Here is a 17,325-nt window from a genome sequence, read left to right as displayed (position 1 = left end):
TATGAGTAGTAAAGACATTAGGATTCGGTTAAAGTCTTTTGATCATGCTTTATTGGATCGTACTACATTTGAAATTGTGCGTTTAGCAAAAAGCGCTGGAGCTAAAGTTAAGGGGGCTGTTCCTTTGCCTAGGCGAATTCAATATTTTACATTTAATAAATCTCCGCATATTTATAAAAAGTCCAGAGAGCAGTTTGAAATCAGAACACATAAGCGTTTGATTGTTATTGCTAGTTCTACTCCTCAAACTATTGAGGCTTTAATGAAAATGACCTTAGCTCCAGGTGTGGATGTGCAAATTAATTAGTGCGTGTGAATTTAAAATGAAAAATGCAAGAAGTGGATTGATAGCTGAAAAATTAGGCATGAGTAGTAAGTTTGATGAAAATGGCCGAAAAGTTGCAATAACATTATTGAAGGTTGATGTATGTCAAGTTTTATGGCATAAATTGGTTAGTAAAGATGGATATAATGCTGTGATTTTAGGATATAAAAATATTTCTCCATTTAAGGTAAAGAAACCTATGCGTTCTATATTTTCTAGAGCGAAAATCGAGCCTAAGGCTGTAATTAAAGAATTTAAAGTTGCTGAAGATAGAATGTTAGAAATTGCTAGTATTTTGGATGCCTCGTATTTTAGGGTTGGGCAATATGTTGATGTAAGAGGTATAACAATAGGTAAAGGGTTCGCTGGAGCGATGAAAAGGCATGGATTTCGAGGGCTTGAAGCTTCGCATGGTGTGTCTATTTCTCATAGATCGCATGGGTCTACAGGAAATAGAGCTTATCCAGGGCGAACATTTAAGAACAAAAAAATGGCTGGACATATGGGAGTAAAGTTTGCTACTATACAAAATTTAAAGGTTGATTCTGTTGATTTAGAGAAAAGGTTGTTAGTGATAAAGGGTAGTATTCCTGGAAAAAGTGGATCAATAGTTTATATTACTGATTCAATTAAAAAGTTATTGCTGTAAGTGTTAGGTATTTAATGAAAGTAAAAGTGTATAATCTTCTTCAAGAAATAGAAAAAGAAGTAGAGCTTAATCCTAGTGTTTTTTGTTTGAAGTATAGGCCTGATATTATAAAATTAGTAATAGATTGGCAATTAGCAAAAAGAATGTCTGGAACTCATTGCACTAAAACTATTTCTGGAGTAAGTGGAACAACTAAAAAGCCTTTTAAGCAAAAGGGAACTGGTAATGCTAGGCAAGGTTCCTTGCGTTCTGTTCAAATGAGAGGTGGTGGTATATCTCATGGTCCTGTAGTTAGAAGTCATGAGTTTGATGTTCCAAAGAAAATACGTAAACAAGCTTTAAAATATGCATTATCTTATAAATTATCTGTTAATAAGTTAATAGTTGTTGATGATTTTAATATAGGAAGTAATAAAACTGCCGTTCTAAAAAATTTGTTAAAGAAATATAATTATTCTAATTATTCTGGTTTTTTTTGTATAGATGATCAGAATGTGGATCGAAATTTTTTCTTAGCTTCTAGAAATTTATTTAATTTAAATGTTGTGGCTCAAATTGGAGCTAATCCTTATGATATCATGAAGCATGATTGTGTAATGGTTACTTTAAGTGCAGCTAAAAGTTTAGAAATGAGGTTAGCAGAATGAATTATAAATTTTATGACTTAATAGTAAAGCCTGTGGTTACTGAAAAGTCTACTTTAGCTTCAGAGTGTAAAAAATATATTTTTTTGGTGCAGCGTAATGCTAATAAGTATAATATTAGCAAAGCTATAGAAGGTATTTTTAATGTTAATGTTATTAAAATTAATATTATCAATATGATAGGAAAAACTAAGCGTTTTAAAGGAACTTTAGGTAAGCAGGGTGATAGAAAAAAAGCTATAGTTACTGTAGCAAAAGATCAGGTGATTGATCTTGGTGTTGGAGGAATAAAATAAATGGCATTAAAAGTTTATAATTCAGTAACTCAATCTTTAAGACAAGTAGTACAAGTCGATAAGTCTGAGTTATGGAAAGGAAGGCCTTTAAAAAAGTTAGCTAAAGGAATTACTAAAACTGGTGGAAGAAATAATTTAGGTAGAATTACTATCTGGCATCGTGGAAAAGGGCATAAGCAATTATATAGAATGATAGATTTTAAGCGTAGGGTATTTGATATATATGCCACGGTAGAGCGTATAGAATATGATCCTAATAGAACAGCTTTTATTGCTTTGATAAAGTATGATGATGGTAAGTTTTCTTATATTTTATCCCCGAGAAATTTAAATGTAGGAGATAAAATAATATCTAGTGATAAAGCTGAGATTAATGTAGGTAATTGCTTGCCTTTAGAAGTAATACCAGTGGGGACTATTATACATAATATTGAAATTAAACCAGGCAAGGGTGGGCAAATTGCCCGTTCTGCTGGAACATATGCAGTGTTATTAAATAAAGATTCTGGGTATGCTCAGATTAAACTTAGGTCCGGCGAAGTAAGGAGGATATCATTAGCAAGTAGAGCTACCGTAGGTAGTGTTTCAAATATAGATCATAAAAATATATCATATGGTAAAGCTGGAAGGGTTAGATGGTTAGGTAGGAGGCCAGTAGTTCGTGGAGTTGCAATGAATCCTGTGGATCATCCTCATGGTGGTGGTGAAGGTAAAACATCTGGTGGGCGTCATCCAGTTACTCCATGGGGGAAAAAAACGAAAGGTAAGAAAACTAGAAAGAATAAATTTACTTCTAGGTTTATTGTTAAACGTAGAAATTAATATATTATATTTAGGTAAATTATATGGCTCGTTCTATATGGAAAGGCCCTTTTGTTAGGGAAAGTTTAATTAAAAAGGTTAATAAATTAATAGAATCTGGTAAAAGTAGTGTAATTAAAACATGGTCAAGGGAGTCTGCTATAATTCCTCTTTTTGTTAGATTTGTTTTTGCTGTTCATAATGGTAATAAATTTATTCCTGTAGTTATTACTGAGGAGATGGTAGGTAGAAAGTTAGGTGAATTTGCTCCTACTAGAACTTTTTATGGGCATGCAGCTGATAGAAAAGTGAAGAGAAAATAGTATGTTTGAAGCAAAAAAGTCTGCTAAGGCAACTTTGAGAATGATTAAAATTAGTCCAAGAAAACTAAATTTAATTACGGGATTAATTAGAAATTTAAAGGTTTCTGATGCGATTATGCAATTAAAATTTTCAAAAAAAAGAGCAGCTGTAGATGTAAAAAAATGTTTGCAATCTGCTATTGCAAATGCTGAAAATAATGATGGGTTGGATATTGATAATTTAGTAGTTTTAAAAGCAATTGTTGGCAAAGGAAGTGTAATGAAAAGATTAGTTCCAAGAGCTAGAGGGAAAGCGTTTAGAATAAAAAAGTTTTTTAGTAACTTATATATTACTGTTAGTGAAATAAAATAAGAGATATTATTAATAATGGGACAAAAAGTAAATCCTTGTATATTTAGAACTGGGCCAAATTTACCAAGAAATTGGGAATCTGTTTTATATGCTAATAAGAATAATTATTCTGATTTTTTACTTAAAATTTTAAAGATTAGAAAAATAATTAATACTGAATATAGTTTTGCGCAAATTACTAAGATATTAATTGAATGGCCATCAAGTAAAAATATAGTTGTTAATATATATGCCAAAAAAATTGGAGTAATTATAGGTAAAAGTGGGAGTGATATTGAAAAATTAAAGCAAAATATAGCAAAAATTACTTCTGCTGATGTGTCTATTAATATACGTGAAGTTAAAAAGCCTGAACTAGAAGAAGCTTTTATTGCACAAACAATTGCTCAGCAATTAGAAAGAAGGCAGTCTTTTAAAAAGGTTATGAAGAAGGCAATACATGCTTCTATGAAACAGGGGGCTAAAGGTATAAAAATTATATGTTCAGGACGTTTAGGTGGAGTTGAAATCGCTAGATCAGAATCTTATAAAGAGGGTAGAGTGCCGTTGCAAACGATCAGAGCAGACATTAGATATGCTTTTGCAGAAGCTATAACTACTTATGGAGTGATAGGGGTTAAGGTTTGGGTTTATAGATGTGATGTTAATCAGTCTAGAATTAATGAAGTTAAATAAAATCAAATAGTTTAATAAAATTGTAGTTATGCTAAGTCCTAAAAAGCAAAAATATCGCAAAGCTCAGAAAGGTAGGGTAGCTTCTAAAGCTAAAGCTGGTACTATGATAGCTTTTGGAGAATTTGGATTGAAGTCTCTTGATAGTTGTAGGATTACGAGTAGACAAATAGAAGCTGCTAGGAGGGCTGCAGTGAGGTGTATGAAGAGGCAAGGAAAATTTTGGATTAATATTTTTCCTAGTATACCAGTTTCTAAAAAACCTACTGAAGTTAGAATGGGGAAGGGTAAGGGGGCTACAGAATTTTTTGCTGCTAGGGTAGCTGTTGGCAGGATATTATTTGAGCTTGATGGAGTAAGTGAAGGTATAGCAATTAAAGCGTTAGAATTAGCTGGTGCTAAATTGCCAGTGCGAACTAAAATAGTAAAGCGTTATGAATGAGTTTAAAAAATATAGCGATTTATGTAATATTGAATTGCAAGGTTTACGTGATTTATTATTAAGATATAAAAAAAAATTATTTAATGATAGATTTCAAAATAGTGTTGATGTAGTTAATTCTGTTAAAAATTTTGGTTGTTTAAAGAAAAAAATAGCTCAAATTAGCACAGAAATTTTGCAAAGAACAATAAAAAAAAATGAGGAAGAAAAATAAATGCCAAGAAGAGTTTTACAGGGGCAGGTAATAAGTGCTAAATCAGATAAGACCATAATTGTGAGTGTTGAACGTAGATTTAAGCATCCTGTGTATCATAAAACTGTTAAAATTGCTAAAAAATATGCTGTACATGATCCTGATAACCTGTATAATCAAGGTGATAAAGTAAAAATTATTGAAAGTCGTCCTATTTCTAAGACAAAATGTTGGCGTGTTATAGAAGATAAAGGACAGTGAAATGATAGCTGATAGCTGGTATTAAATAAGTTAATATTGATATTATTATAAATTACAGAGTTAAATTAATAATTATGATACAAATGCAAACTATCTTAAATGTTGCTGATAATTCTGGAGCAAAGGAGGTTATGTGTATAAAAGTATTAGGTGGTACGCATCATATGATAGCTCATTTAGGGGATGTAATAGTCGTTTCTATCAAATCATCAATACCTAAAGGTAAAGTAAAAAAGGGGGAAGTATGTAAAGCATTAATTATTAGGACTAAATGTGGTGTTACTCGCCATGATGGTAGTAATATTAAGTTTGATAGCAATGATGTTGTATTGTTGAATAAGCAAGGTGAGCCTTTTGGTACTAGGATTTTTGGATCTGTGCCTAGAGAATTAAGGGTGAAAAAATTTTCAAAAATAGTATCTCTTGCTGAGGAAGTATTGTAATATGCTAAAAATTAGAATCAAAACAGGAGACCAAGTACAAGTTATTACTGGTAAAGATAAAGGGAAAAGGGGGATAGTGATTAAGGTGCTGGCAAATTTATCAAAAGTAATTGTTAAAGGTATTAATTTAGCTCAGAAACATGTTAAGGCTAATAAAAATGGTGTTAGTGGAGGTATTATTAGTAAAGAATTGCCGATACACATTTCAAATGTTGCTTATGTTGATTCTTCTTCCAATCTTATAACTAAAATTACTTATACAAAGTTAGATGGTAAAAGGAAAGTTAGAATTTCTAAGCGTTCTGGGGAAATTTTGTAATAAGAAGGAAAATAAGGGAAAATAATGGCTTTAAGTTTTGAGGAATTATCTTTTAAAGAGATAAAGGAAAAAGAAAGGCAGGAGTTACAAAAAAAATTTGGTTATAGTAATAATCATCAAACTCCTAGAATTAAGAAGATTGTAGTTACTATGTGTGTAGGTGATGCAGTAGTTGATTCTAAAATTATTTATTATGTTAAGAAGTGTATGGCTATGATTACAGGACAAGAGCCAGGCTTGATTAAAGCTAAAAAATCAATTGCAGCATTTAAACTACGTAAGGGAATGCCAATAGCATGTAAGGTTACTTTAAGGAAGAAAAGAGCTGAGGATTTTATTAGAAGGTTGGTTCTTGAGGTTTTTCCAAGGATAAAAGATTTTAAAGGGTTTTCAATAAAAAGTTTTGATAAAGAAGGGAACTTTTCATTTGGTATAAAAGATATAAGGGTTTTTATAGAAATAGAGGATGAACAGAAGAAGAAAGATGTGATTGATAAAGAAATTGGTATTGGTATTCATATTCATACTTCAACTAAAAGTCTATTAAAAGCAAAGACATTATTGAAGATACGAGACATTCCATTTTACGATTAATCATAATATAGGATAGATATGGCAAAAGTTAGCTCTGTACAAAAAAATTTAAAGCGTAGTAAATTATTTAATAAATTGAAGTTAAAGAGGCAAGCATTAAAGTCTAAAATATATGATAAAAATTTGTCTCTTGAAGAGAGGTTTAATTTAGTGCTAAAACTATCCAAGCTTCCACGTAATTCTAGTAGTACTAGAATTAGAAATAGGTGTGCTGAAACAGGCAGGCCAAGGGGGTATTATCGTAAGTTTAAGCTTTGTAGAAATATTATACGGGAATTAGCAGGTAGTGGTATAATTCCTGGTTTGAGAAAATCAAGCTGGTAGTAAATAAAGAAATGAGTGTAATATGTCAATGAGTGATACATTAGCTGATATGCTAACGCGGATTCGTAATGCGCAAAGAAGTAGATTAATGTATGTTAATGCGCCATCTTCAAGAAGAAAAGAAGCTATTTTGGATGTTTTAGTTAAAGAAGGGTTTATACATTCGTTTCTTGTTCATGAAGTGAGAAATGGAGTCAAAGAAATTAACATTAAGTTAAAGTATTCACCAAAAGGTGAGTCTAATATAAAAGAAATAAATAGAGTTTCCACTCCTGGTAAAAGGGTGTATTTGTCTATTAAAAAATTAAGACCGTATTATAATAATATGGGAATTTATATTATTTCCACTTCTAAAGGTATAATGTCTGATAGAGAAGCTCGTAAATTAGGTGTAGGTGGAGAAGTGATTTGTAAAGTTTTTTAATATTTATATTTAATGTAGTTTATAGTAATGTCTAGAATTGGTAAATTAGTGGTAATGGTGCCTGCAGGTGTTATAGTTGATGTTAATAATTTATCTATAGCTGTATCTGGGCCAAAGGGGAAATTGTTAAAGTTGTTTTTAGGTAATATAACTATATTAAAAGAAAATGATAAAATTATAGTAAAACCGTTGAGTGGCGATAAACATTCTAGAGCTATGTGGGGTACAGCACGTAGTATTATTAATAATATGGTTAAAGGAGTTAATAGTGGCTTTACTAAAGAGTTAGAAATAAATGGAGTAGGATATTCTGCTTCATTGAAGGGCGATTATTTGAATTTAGCTTTAGGAAAAAGTCATAGTACTAAAATTAAAGTTCCTAGTAATATTCAAGTTACAGTACCTAAAACTAATGTTATTTATTTGTTTAGTATTGATAAGCAAGCTTTGGGACAGTTCGCAGCATTAATTATTAAGCAACGTCCAGCTGAACATTATAAAGAAAAAGGTATTAAGATTAAAGGACAATATGTTCAATTGAAAGAAAGTAAGAAAAATTAATAATTGGTTTTAAATGCGTGATTCTAAAGATAGATTTATTATTCGAAAAAATAGGGTTAGAGCAAAGATAGCTAAATTATCTGGTGGTGGTTATCCTCGTTTGTCTGTATTTAAGTCTAATCGCCATATATATGCTCAAGTTATAGAGAATATTGGTAGTAATAAATCTAATACTATAGCTGCAGCAAGTACTTTAGATAGAGATATTTTTACTGAGTTAAAATATTATAAATGTAATATTCAGTATGCTAAAAAGGTAGGGCAATTATTAGCTGAAAGAGCTAATAATAAAGGAATAACAAGTGTAGTTTTTGATAGAGGTGGGTATAAGTATCATGGCGTGATTAAGGCTTTAGCTGATGGAGCTCGAGAAAAATTAAATTTTTAGTAAAGATTATTTATAGTAATATGTTTAAAGAAGAGATTGTTGTAGAACATTTAGTAAATGTCAATCGTGTAACTAAAGTTGTTAAGGGTGGGCGTAGATTTTCTTTCTCTGCTTGTGTAGTTTTAGGAAATAAGGCTGGTAAGGTAGGGTATGGTCATGGTAAAGCTAAAGAAGTTGGTGAAGCTCGACTTAAGGCTTTGCAAAATGCTAAGAAATATATGATAGAAGTGCCTCTATATAAAGGTAGAACTATACATTATGATGTATATGGTAAAAGTGGAGCTGCAAAGGTAATGCTTCGTCGTGCTCGGGCAGGAACTGGCATTATAGCTGGAGGTGCTATGAGATTTATTTTTGATTCTTTAGGTATACAAGACGTTGTAGCTAAATCATTTGGATCATCAAATTCTTATTTGATGATTGCAGCAACGTTAAATGCTTTAAAGCAGCTAGATACACCAAAGCTAATAGCTGAAAGACGGGAGTTAAGATTAAATGAATTATCAGTTACAGTTCGTAAAAATTTTCATGAAGGTTAGTGTTTTTACCTTTGATAGGGTATTTTGGGGGTTATAGAAATGCTATTAAGAAAGTATATAATTGAGAAAGTTACACAAGCTGTAATATATTTAAGAAAAAATTTAAGTGAAGTAGCTTCGAATTATGTTAATTGATAAAGCTATATTATATTAAACAAATGCTATTAGATTATGGTATACTTATACAATGAAGCATTTAATTAAATGTAGAAATGATAAAAAAGCAGGTATCTATGAAGTTAAACACTTTATTTAATTTAAATGGAGCAAAAAAATGCTCTAAAAGGATAGGTCGTGGTATTGGTAGTGGTAAAGGTAAGACATGTGGAAGAGGAGCAAAGGGGCAGAAGTCTAGAGCTAAAGTTGCTAGAGGATTTGAAGGAGGGCAAACGCCTTTAATAAAAAGGTTGCCAAAGCGTGGTTTTAAGTCCATGAATAAAAGAAATTATAATATTATTAATATTATAACAATTTTACGTTTAGTTAAGGCTAATAAAATTGAATATGGTGCAGTTATTGATAAGCTGTTATTATTAAAGTTAAAAATGCTAAAAAAATCTATCAATAAAATAAAATTATTATGGGCTAACTCTTCTAGTTTAGTATTAAATAGCGAAGATATATCTCTTTTAACTAAGCTTGATCTGCAGTTTAATTTGGATGAGTATTCCATATCTGCACGAAAAAATATCATAAAGTTAGGAATGAAAGTAATTAATAATTAGTATGCAGAATTCTTCTTTTTATGATCAGCATGCAACTCTTATTTCTAAGGTATTATTTACGCTGATGATGTTAATGATATGTAGAATAGGCGTATATATACCTATAGCTGGTATAGACTCAAATAGTTTAAATGAATTATTACCTCAGAACCAAATTGGTATTTTAGGAATGTTTAACATCCTTTCTGGAGGGGCTTTTGTTAATATGTCAATATTTGCTTTAGCAATAATGCCATATATTACTGCTTCGATTATAATACAACTATTATCTATGGCTTATCCAGCTTTAGATAAATTAAAAAAAGAAGGCGAGAGAGGGCGGCAACAAATAACTCAGCTTACACGATATTGTACTATTGCATTAGCTTCGTTTCAAGCTTTCGGTATTGCAATATGGTTAGAACATTTTACTACTGAATCTGGAGCAGTTGTAATAATGCCAGGAATATATTTTCGACTAACTACTGTTGTAACTTTAGTTGTAGGTACAATTTTTTTAATGTGGATTGGTGAACAGATTTCTTCTCGTGGAATTGGTAATGGGTCTTCATTAATTATATTTATAGGGATAGTGTCTGGTATACCAAAATCTATTATTACTACTTTTGAGTTATCTAGAAGAGGAGGTGATTCTCCTTTTATATCTGTGATTTTTTTAGTGGTTATAGTTATTTTAATAGCATTTATAGTATTCTTTGAGAAAGCGCAAAGAAGAATTTTAGTTCATTATCCTAGACGGCAGTTAGGTAATAAGATTTATGGTGGTGATACTACGCATATACCTCTAAAATTGAATATTCCAGGAGTTATTCCGCCTATTTTTGCTAGTTCTTTGCTATTATTTCCTCTTACTGTGTTAAATCTATCTCAAAATAAAGATTCAGCAATTTTACAAGCCATTGTTAGTTATTTTAGTCCAGGTAAGCTAGTTTTTATATTATGCTATGGGTTATTGATTATATTTTTTAGTATTTTTTATACAGCTATAGTATTTAATTCAGAAGAAACGGCTGAAAATTTAAGAAAATATAATGCTTATATTCAAGGTAGAAGACCAGGAAAGAGTACTGCTGAGTATTTTGATTATTTACTTAGTAGAATAAGTATATTAGGAGCACTATACTTGTGTATTGTATGTCTTGTACCTGAGGTTTTAGGGAATATAATGCCTAGTTTATTTACTTCTAGTGGCACAAGTTTACTTATTGTAGTAAATGTAGTGCTTGATACTTTGTCACAAATTCAAACTTATATTTTTACTAGTAGATATGATTCATTGGTTAAGAAAATGAAATACAAAGATAAGTGAGGATAAGTTTGATATTAGTTTTTATAGGGCCGCCTGGCTCTGGTAAAGGTACACAAGCTTCTTTATTGTCAGAAAAGTTTAGTATTATTTCTGTAGGAAAAGTTTTGCGAACTGTTATGGAAAGCAATACTGCTGAAGCAGATGTTGTTAAAAAATTTATCAAAAGTGGTAAGTTAGTACCATCAAATATTACTAATAAAATTGTAGTTAATGCTTTAAAAAATATAGAGCAATGTAAGAGTATAATACTAGATGGTTATCCTAGAGATATTTTTCAAGCTGATTTTTTGCAAGAAAATTTACAAATGGATTTCAAAGTATTATTTTTTGATATTGATGATGCAGTAGTGCTACGTAGGTTGAGTGGACGAATTAGTTGCACTGATTGTGGAACAATATATAATAAACTTTATTGTATGCCTAAAATTAATGGAGTTTGTGATGTTTGTAATAGTTCAAGCTTTCAAAATAGAGTTGATGATGATGAAAGTATAATTAAATTAAGGCTTGAATCTTATAAGAAGGAGACTTTGCCATTACTAGAATTTTATAAAGCTCAAAATAAGCTAACATTAATTGATGCTAATCAATCTACAGAAAATATATTAAAAAAAATAAAAAAAATATCAGGAATATATTGATTTTTTATGACAATTTTATATTATTCAAGGCTTGTAAGTCAGATTATTTTAAGAAAGTAAACTAAGAGGAGTAAGGTTTATGGCTAGGATCTCAAATGTTAATGTACCAACTAGTAAGAGAGTAATGATAGGCTTAACATACATATATGGTATTGGTAGGTCAACTGCACAAAAAATTTGTCAAGAGGTTCAAGTTTCAGTAAATAAAAAAGTAAAAGATCTATCTAATCAAGAGTTAGTAGCATTAAGATCTATAATAGAAAGTAAATATAAGGTTGAGGGTGATTTACGGAGGGAGGTAAATCTTAATATTAAAAAGAAAAAAGATATTCGTTGTTATGAAGGGTTGAGACACATTCGAAAATTGCCAGTCCGAGGTCAAAACACTCATTCTAATGCTCGTACTAGAAAAGGCAAAGCTATTGCTATTGCAGGAAAAAAGAAACCTAATAAATAGTGTAATAAGATGTATAACGCAAAAACTAAAAAGAAAAGAAAGAATATTACTCTTGGTATAGTGTATATAAAATCAACTTTTAATAATACTATAGTTACATTTACAGATATGCAAGGTAATGCTATTGCTGCCTTATCTGCTGGTGCTATCGGTTTTAAAGGAGCTAAAAAAGCTACTCCTTATGCAGCTCAGGTTATAGTTGAAAAAGTTTCTGAAGTTGCTAAAGAGCATGGAATAAAAACACTTTCTATTCGTATACAAGGCGCAGGGTCTCAAAGAGAATCAGCTTTGAGGGCTATATTTAATCAAAATTTTATTGTAACTAGCATAACAGATACTTCTCCAGTAGCTCATAATGGCTGTAGGCCTCCAAAGAAGCGAAGAGTTTAAGTGGAATGTATTTTTATATTAGTTTAGTGTATATTTAAAGGAAAAATATGACAACATTTTTAGCCAAAAATTGGAGTTCGTTAATTAAGCCAACAAAGGTTCAGTATGAAGCTGTTGATAATAATCCAAATATTAAGACTATGGTTGTTGAGCCATTGGAGCGAGGATTAGGATTAACTTTAGGTAATTCTTTGCGTAGGGTGTTATTATCTTCTTTACGTGGAGCTGCGATTACTTCAATAAAAATTCCAGGAGTAGAACATGAGTTATCACCAGTAAGTGGAGTTAAAGAAGATTTAACAGATATTATTTTAAATATTCGAGATGTAATTGTTAAAATGGATTCAGTTCAAAAGTGTAATTTAAGGCTAGAAGTTACAGGACCTGCTGTTGTAACAGCTGGTATGATTACTGTTGCTGATAAACAAGATGTTACAATATTAAATCCTCAACATGTTATTTGTAATTTAAGCAAAGGATTTAATTTAGAAATGGATCTTATATGTGAACAAGGGAAAGGATATGTTCCCACTAGTAGTTTATATAACAGTGATTCTTCTATAGGAGTAATTCATCTTGATGCATTGTTTAATCCTGTAAGAAGAGTATCTTATAAAGTTGAAAACTCAATGGTAGGACAGATGACTAACTATGATAAGTTAATAATTACTGTTGAAACTAATGGTGTAGTTAATCCGGATGCGGCATTAGGGTTAGCAGCAAGAATATTACTAGATCAATTGCAGGTATTTATCAATTTTCAAGAAGTTGAAGAAGAAAAACCAGAAAAATTAGAACTTCAAACTATTAATCCTGTTTTATTAAAGAAAGTATATGAATTAGAGTTATCTGTAAGATCTCAAAATTGCTTAAAAAATGAAAATATAGTTTATGTTGGTGATTTAGTAGCTAGAACTGAAACTCAAATGCTTAAAACAGCTAATTTTGGTCGTAAATCATTGAATGAGCTTAAGAAAGTTTTAGCTAATTTTAACTTAGAATTCGGTATGAAAGATATTGGTTGGCCTCCTGAGAATCTTGAATCACTTGCAAAAAAACATGAAGATCAATATTAATATAATAGTAGGTAATTAATGCGTCATAGAGTTAGTGGTAGAAAGTTAAATAGAACAACTAGTCATTTATTAGCAATGTTAGCAAATATGTCTGTATCATTAATACAACATGAGCAGATTAATACTACATTACCTAAAGCAAAAGAACTTAGGCCTTTTGTTGAAAAGCTTATAACTGTTGCAAAAAAAGGTAACTTAAATGCTCGTAGATACCTGATATCTAAAATTAAGAATGAGCTTGCAGTTGAAAAACTGATGACTACATTAGCTCCTAGATATGCTGAACGTCACGGTGGATATATACGAATTTTAAAAGCTGGATTTAGGTATGGAGATATGGCTCCTATGGCGTATATAGAATTTGTAGACCGTAATATTGAATCTAAAGGTAAAGAATTTAAAGCATTGAAGAATGACTCTAAGAATGCAAAGTTAATAGCAGAACAGTCTAACTAAATATTGATACAAATTAATTAATGTACAATAGATAAAGTTAATAATGGATAATATTTTAAATTAGGATATAGAGATTTAAAGATGGCAAATCATAAATCAACACAAAAATCAATTAGGCAAGATCAAAAGAGGAATTTGATAAATAAGAGTAGAAAATCTAATGTTAAAACTTTTCTAAAGAGAGTAACATTAGCAATTAATGCTGGAGATAAAAAAGTTGCTAGTGAAGCTCTAAGTGCAGCTCATTCAAAATTAGCTAAAGCAGCAAATAAAGGAATTTACAAGTTAAATACTGTTTCAAGGAAAGTTAGCAGATTATCTAGGAAGATTAAACAGCTTGAAGATAAAATATAATCTTTTGATTATATTTTGTTCTGGTATTTAATGTTAATTATTTTGTTAATACATATTACACAGCGATGTCAACTTCTATAGCTCACCCAATAGCAAAGAAAGTACCATATAGTTTTACTGTAAATAATAATAAAATCAGTGATGATTTTGCATGGCTTAGGGATCGTAAATGGCCAAAACAGGTAAAAGATAAATCAATATTAGCTTATCTTGAGGCTGAGAATAATTATGCTGATGCATATTTTAGTAAATATCAGCCAATGATTACTGAAATATATGAAGAGTTGAAGTCTAGAATAAAACTAACTGATCAGTCAGCATATACCAAAAAGAAAAATTATTTTTATTATATCAGAACAGAAGCTGAGAAAGCATATCAAATTTTTTGTCGAAAATATGGTAGTATTAATGCTCAGGAAGAAATAATATTAGATGTAAATGAATTAGCTGAGCATTGCTCATTTGTATCAGTTGGTACTTTTAGTGTATCACCAGATAATAATTATGTTGCTTATTCAGTTGATTATGATGGTAGTGAGCGCTATAAGATTAGAGTCCTTGATCTTAAGACTAATACTTATTTAGCAGATGAAATAACTCAAGTTATTGGCGGTATAGTATGGCATGAAGCTATTTGTGGTTTTTTCTATACTAAAACAAATGAATATTGGCGTTCAGATAAAGTGTTCTTTCATAAACTTAATTGTAACCCAGAAGATGATCAATTGATTTTCGAGGAAGGGAATGCTTTATATAATCTTGTTATTCAAAAATCTAGTGATGCAAAATATCTCTTTATTGAATCATCAGGTCATGATAATAATGAATATTATTTTGTTAGTACTGAAAATACAAGCCTAGCTCCTTATATAATTCAGCCACGTATGCCTAAAGTAATATATGATGTGGAGCATTATAATGGAGAGTTTTTTATTTTAACTAACGATATAAATGAAAATTTTAGGCTTGTAGTGACTAAAGTAGAGAGTCCTAGTCAAAGATATTGGAAAACTTTTCTTGAATTTAATGAGAATGAATATTTAAAATCATTTGATGTCTCTAAGAGTTGTTTAATTATTACATATAAAGTTAATGGTCTTAGCGCAATTAAAATATTAAACTTTATAAATAATGAAATTAAAACTTTAAACTTTGATGAAGCAGCTTTTTCAGCTATAGCTTATACTAGTAATTTTGAGGAAGATGATATTAGGGTTGAATATTCTTCTCTAAGACAGCCTAAAATACTTTATCAATATGATCTAGTTTTAGGTAAGCTAAATATCTTGAAAAAAAATGAGGTTCTTGGAAATTTTAATTCTGAAGAGTATCAAGTTGAAAGAGTACATGCTAATAATAATGGTACTTTGATACCAATTTCTCTAATTTATAAAAAGTCTAAGTTTAAGCGTGATGGTTCTAATCCAATGTTTTTATATGGATATGGTTCATATGGCATATCTCTAAATCCTTCATTTAACAATAATATATTTTCATTAGTAGATCGTGGTATTGTGTATGCTTTAGCTCATATTAGGGGAGGAGATGATTTAGGATATAGTTGGTATACACAGGCTAAATTTTTAACAAAAAAGAACACCTTTGAAGATTTTATCTGTTGTAGTAAATATTTAATTGAAAATAATTATACTAGCAAAGGTAATATTATAATTGGTGGAGGTAGTGCTGGAGGTTTATTAATAGGAACTGTTATTAATACTAATTCTGAACTGTATAAAGCAGCAATTTTACATGTGCCATTTGTAGATGTGTTAAATACTATGCTTGATTCTTCACTGCCACTGACTCCTGGAGAATATGATGAATGGGGTGATCCACGAAAACAAGAATATTTTGATTATATTAAATCATATTCACCTTATGACAATATAAAGGCTCAGCGTTATCCTCATATATATGTTACTGTTGGCCTAAGTGATTTAAGAGTTGGTTATTGGGAAGCAGCAAAATGGGTTGCTAAATTGCGCTCATTAAAAACTGATAGCAATAAGTTAATTTTTAAAACTAATATGAATTTAGGTCATAGTGGTCCTAGTGATCGTTTTGCTTATTTAAAAGAACAAGCTCAAGATTATTGCTTTATTTTAAGTTTGCTAGCAGATTAGAAGATGCAATTTATTTAATATAAGATGGTAAGTTATAATAATTTTTTTGATAATCACTTACATAGCATAAAATTAGAAGGAAGATATAGAAAATTTACTTGTATTAAAAAATCTGCTAAGTGTTTTCCTTATAATGTTTGTGCACAAACAGGGAAAAAAGTTCTAATATGGTGTACTAATGATTATTTAGGAATGAGTTTTCATCCTGAAGTTTTATCATCAGCAGTTTTAGCAGTAAAACAAATGGGAGTAGGGGCTGGTGGAACTAGAAATATTGGTGGTAATAATAGTGCTATAGTTGAGCTTGAAGAGTTATTAGCGATATTACATAAAAAACAGAAAGCTTTAGTATTTACTTCTGGGTATGTTGCAAACGATACAACTTTACAAACTCTAGCTAAAATTATTCCTGGATTGGTATTTATTTCTGATGAATATAATCATGCATCCATAATTGCAGGTATTCGAAATTCAAGAGCAGAAAAACATATTTATTTCCATAATAATATGCAATCTTTACAACAAATTTTATCATCTATACCAATCAATCAGCCAAAAATTATTGTATTTGAAGCAATTTATTCTATGAGTGGAACTATTGCCGACGTAAAAGGGATTTGTAATTTAGCTAAGATGTATAATGCATTAACATATATTGATGAAGTGCATAGCGTTGGATTGTATGGAGATGATGGCTCTGGGATATGTACATTAACTGGTGTATTTAACCAAGTTGATATTATACAAGGTAATTTGGCTAAAGCTTATGGAGCAATTGGAGGATATATTGCGGCTAATAGTAATATCATTGATGCTATTAGGTCAACAGCATCAGGGTTTATTTTTACAACTGCTTTACCTCCAGTAATTAGTTGTGCAGCTATGACTAGTATAAGATATTTAATGAAGTCTAATAAAGAAAGGCTTAAACTTCACGAAACTGTATCTAAGTTAAAGGATAGTTTATCAAATGCTGGAATAAGATATTTGACTAATAATAGTCATATTATAGCTATAGTTATTGGTGAGCCAGTATTAACACAGAGAGTTGCTCAAATCTTATTGGAAGAGTATAATATATACATTCAAGCTATTAACTTTCCAACAGTGCCAAGAGGTACAGAAAGATTGAGAATTACTCCTACTCCATTTCATACTGATGAAATGATACATAATTTAACAGTAGCTTTAAAACAGGTATTATTAAATCTTAATATATCTGCAGCATTGAGCTAATATGG

29 protein-coding genes are annotated in these 17,325 nt (G+C 30.3%); all 29 read left to right on the top strand.

Translation table 11 applies throughout. The annotated features are described in order from the left end of the window. Position 1 precedes the first annotated feature (1 nt). On the top strand, positions 2-307 hold the full coding sequence (gene rpsJ / locus DK405_RS04490; RefSeq protein ID WP_012461606.1) for a 30S ribosomal protein S10: 306 nt from the start codon (positions 2-4) through the stop codon (positions 305-307). Between the two features lie 16 nt (positions 308-323). Beyond that, positions 324-974 (top strand): 50S ribosomal protein L3, encoded by a 651-nt coding sequence (rplC, locus tag DK405_RS04485; protein ID WP_041621813.1) that lies wholly within the window; start codon positions 324-326, stop codon positions 972-974. 14 nt (positions 975-988) lie between these two features. Beyond that, on the top strand, positions 989-1,621 hold the full coding sequence (gene rplD, locus DK405_RS04480; protein ID WP_011944439.1) for a 50S ribosomal protein L4: 633 nt from the start codon (positions 989-991) through the stop codon (positions 1,619-1,621). After that, the gene (gene rplW / locus DK405_RS04475) at positions 1,618-1,914 is read left to right on the top strand and encodes a 50S ribosomal protein L23 (protein ID WP_045912371.1); all 297 of its coding nucleotides are present in this window, start codon (positions 1,618-1,620) and stop codon (positions 1,912-1,914) included. Before rplD ends, rplW begins: the two co-directional genes overlap by 4 nt. Beyond that, positions 1,915-2,736, top strand: a complete 822-nt coding sequence (gene rplB / locus DK405_RS04470) for a 50S ribosomal protein L2 (RefSeq protein ID WP_045912370.1) — start codon at positions 1,915-1,917, stop codon at positions 2,734-2,736. A gap of 23 nt (positions 2,737-2,759) precedes the next feature. Then, on the top strand, positions 2,760-3,038 hold the full coding sequence (gene rpsS, locus DK405_RS04465; RefSeq protein ID WP_011944436.1) for a 30S ribosomal protein S19: 279 nt from the start codon (positions 2,760-2,762) through the stop codon (positions 3,036-3,038). Between the two features lies 1 nt (position 3,039). Continuing rightward, a complete protein-coding gene (gene rplV / locus DK405_RS04460; protein ID WP_012461610.1) occupies positions 3,040-3,390 on the top strand; it encodes a 50S ribosomal protein L22 in 351 nt (116 codons plus the stop codon). Positions 3,391-3,405: 15 nt separating this feature from the next. Then, on the top strand, positions 3,406-4,065 hold the full coding sequence (gene rpsC / locus DK405_RS04455) for a 30S ribosomal protein S3 (protein WP_045912369.1): 660 nt from the start codon (positions 3,406-3,408) through the stop codon (positions 4,063-4,065). Between the two features lie 28 nt (positions 4,066-4,093). Next, positions 4,094-4,504: a 50S ribosomal protein L16 gene (rplP, locus tag DK405_RS04450; RefSeq protein ID WP_012461612.1), complete on the top strand. Its 411-nt coding sequence runs from the start codon at positions 4,094-4,096 to the stop codon at positions 4,502-4,504. Further along, positions 4,497-4,718, top strand: coding sequence for an uL29 family ribosomal protein (locus tag DK405_RS04445; RefSeq protein WP_012461613.1), 222 nt, complete (start codon positions 4,497-4,499; stop codon positions 4,716-4,718). Before rplP ends, DK405_RS04445 begins: the two co-directional genes overlap by 8 nt. Further along, a complete protein-coding gene (rpsQ, locus tag DK405_RS04440) occupies positions 4,719-4,958 on the top strand; it encodes a 30S ribosomal protein S17 (RefSeq protein WP_045912368.1) in 240 nt (79 codons plus the stop codon). Positions 4,959-5,032: 74 nt separating this feature from the next. After that, complete coding sequence (gene rplN, locus DK405_RS04435; protein ID WP_045912367.1) at positions 5,033-5,401, top strand: 50S ribosomal protein L14; 369 nt, start codon at positions 5,033-5,035, stop codon at positions 5,399-5,401. Position 5,402: 1 nt separating this feature from the next. Continuing rightward, complete coding sequence (gene rplX, locus DK405_RS04430; RefSeq protein WP_012461616.1) at positions 5,403-5,720, top strand: 50S ribosomal protein L24; 318 nt, start codon at positions 5,403-5,405, stop codon at positions 5,718-5,720. Positions 5,721-5,744: 24 nt separating this feature from the next. Further along, complete coding sequence (gene rplE / locus DK405_RS04425) at positions 5,745-6,314, top strand: 50S ribosomal protein L5 (RefSeq protein ID WP_012461617.1); 570 nt, start codon at positions 5,745-5,747, stop codon at positions 6,312-6,314. Positions 6,315-6,332: 18 nt separating this feature from the next. Then, the gene (rpsN, locus tag DK405_RS04420; RefSeq protein WP_012461618.1) at positions 6,333-6,638 is read left to right on the top strand and encodes a 30S ribosomal protein S14; all 306 of its coding nucleotides are present in this window, start codon (positions 6,333-6,335) and stop codon (positions 6,636-6,638) included. Between the two features lie 22 nt (positions 6,639-6,660). Further along, positions 6,661-7,062 (top strand): 30S ribosomal protein S8, encoded by a 402-nt coding sequence (gene rpsH / locus DK405_RS04415; RefSeq protein WP_012461619.1) that lies wholly within the window; start codon positions 6,661-6,663, stop codon positions 7,060-7,062. A gap of 27 nt (positions 7,063-7,089) precedes the next feature. Continuing rightward, complete coding sequence (gene rplF, locus DK405_RS04410; protein WP_045912366.1) at positions 7,090-7,623, top strand: 50S ribosomal protein L6; 534 nt, start codon at positions 7,090-7,092, stop codon at positions 7,621-7,623. A 13-nt stretch (positions 7,624-7,636) separates the two neighbouring features. Next, a complete protein-coding gene (gene rplR, locus DK405_RS04405; RefSeq protein WP_045912365.1) occupies positions 7,637-8,011 on the top strand; it encodes a 50S ribosomal protein L18 in 375 nt (124 codons plus the stop codon). 20 nt (positions 8,012-8,031) lie between these two features. Continuing rightward, a complete protein-coding gene (gene rpsE, locus DK405_RS04400) occupies positions 8,032-8,550 on the top strand; it encodes a 30S ribosomal protein S5 (RefSeq protein ID WP_045912364.1) in 519 nt (172 codons plus the stop codon). Between the two features lie 233 nt (positions 8,551-8,783). Continuing rightward, positions 8,784-9,275 (top strand): 50S ribosomal protein L15, encoded by a 492-nt coding sequence (gene rplO, locus DK405_RS04395; protein ID WP_045912363.1) that lies wholly within the window; start codon positions 8,784-8,786, stop codon positions 9,273-9,275. 1 nt (position 9,276) lies between these two features. After that, positions 9,277-10,584 carry a preprotein translocase subunit SecY gene (secY, locus tag DK405_RS04390; protein ID WP_012461625.1) on the top strand — a complete coding sequence of 436 codons (1,308 nt, stop codon included), beginning with the start codon at positions 9,277-9,279 and terminating at the stop codon, positions 10,582-10,584. An 8-nt stretch (positions 10,585-10,592) separates the two neighbouring features. Continuing rightward, positions 10,593-11,225 carry an adenylate kinase family protein gene (locus tag DK405_RS04385; RefSeq protein WP_045912362.1) on the top strand — a complete coding sequence of 211 codons (633 nt, stop codon included), beginning with the start codon at positions 10,593-10,595 and terminating at the stop codon, positions 11,223-11,225. Positions 11,226-11,304: 79 nt separating this feature from the next. Continuing rightward, a complete protein-coding gene (rpsM, locus tag DK405_RS04380; protein WP_045912361.1) occupies positions 11,305-11,682 on the top strand; it encodes a 30S ribosomal protein S13 in 378 nt (125 codons plus the stop codon). A gap of 9 nt (positions 11,683-11,691) precedes the next feature. Continuing rightward, positions 11,692-12,072 (top strand): 30S ribosomal protein S11, encoded by a 381-nt coding sequence (gene rpsK / locus DK405_RS04375; RefSeq protein WP_011944418.1) that lies wholly within the window; start codon positions 11,692-11,694, stop codon positions 12,070-12,072. Positions 12,073-12,119: 47 nt separating this feature from the next. Then, the gene (locus DK405_RS04370) at positions 12,120-13,148 is read left to right on the top strand and encodes a DNA-directed RNA polymerase subunit alpha (RefSeq protein ID WP_045912360.1); all 1,029 of its coding nucleotides are present in this window, start codon (positions 12,120-12,122) and stop codon (positions 13,146-13,148) included. Positions 13,149-13,166: 18 nt separating this feature from the next. Further along, a complete protein-coding gene (gene rplQ / locus DK405_RS04365) occupies positions 13,167-13,604 on the top strand; it encodes a 50S ribosomal protein L17 (protein ID WP_045912359.1) in 438 nt (145 codons plus the stop codon). 81 nt (positions 13,605-13,685) lie between these two features. After that, positions 13,686-13,958: a 30S ribosomal protein S20 gene (gene rpsT / locus DK405_RS04360; protein ID WP_012461630.1), complete on the top strand. Its 273-nt coding sequence runs from the start codon at positions 13,686-13,688 to the stop codon at positions 13,956-13,958. A gap of 65 nt (positions 13,959-14,023) precedes the next feature. After that, positions 14,024-16,084: a S9 family peptidase gene (locus DK405_RS04355; protein ID WP_045912358.1), complete on the top strand. Its 2,061-nt coding sequence runs from the start codon at positions 14,024-14,026 to the stop codon at positions 16,082-16,084. A 24-nt stretch (positions 16,085-16,108) separates the two neighbouring features. Next, the gene (gene hemA / locus DK405_RS04350) at positions 16,109-17,320 is read left to right on the top strand and encodes a 5-aminolevulinate synthase (RefSeq protein ID WP_045912357.1); all 1,212 of its coding nucleotides are present in this window, start codon (positions 16,109-16,111) and stop codon (positions 17,318-17,320) included. Positions 17,321-17,325 lie beyond the last annotated feature (5 nt).

Origin of the sequence: Orientia tsutsugamushi, from assembly GCF_900327275.1 — a bacterium.
Classification (GTDB): domain Bacteria; phylum Pseudomonadota; class Alphaproteobacteria; order Rickettsiales; family Rickettsiaceae; genus Orientia; species Orientia tsutsugamushi.
The sequence above is the reverse complement of the archived record's forward strand: the minus strand, read 5'-3'. Positions and strand labels throughout refer to the sequence as shown.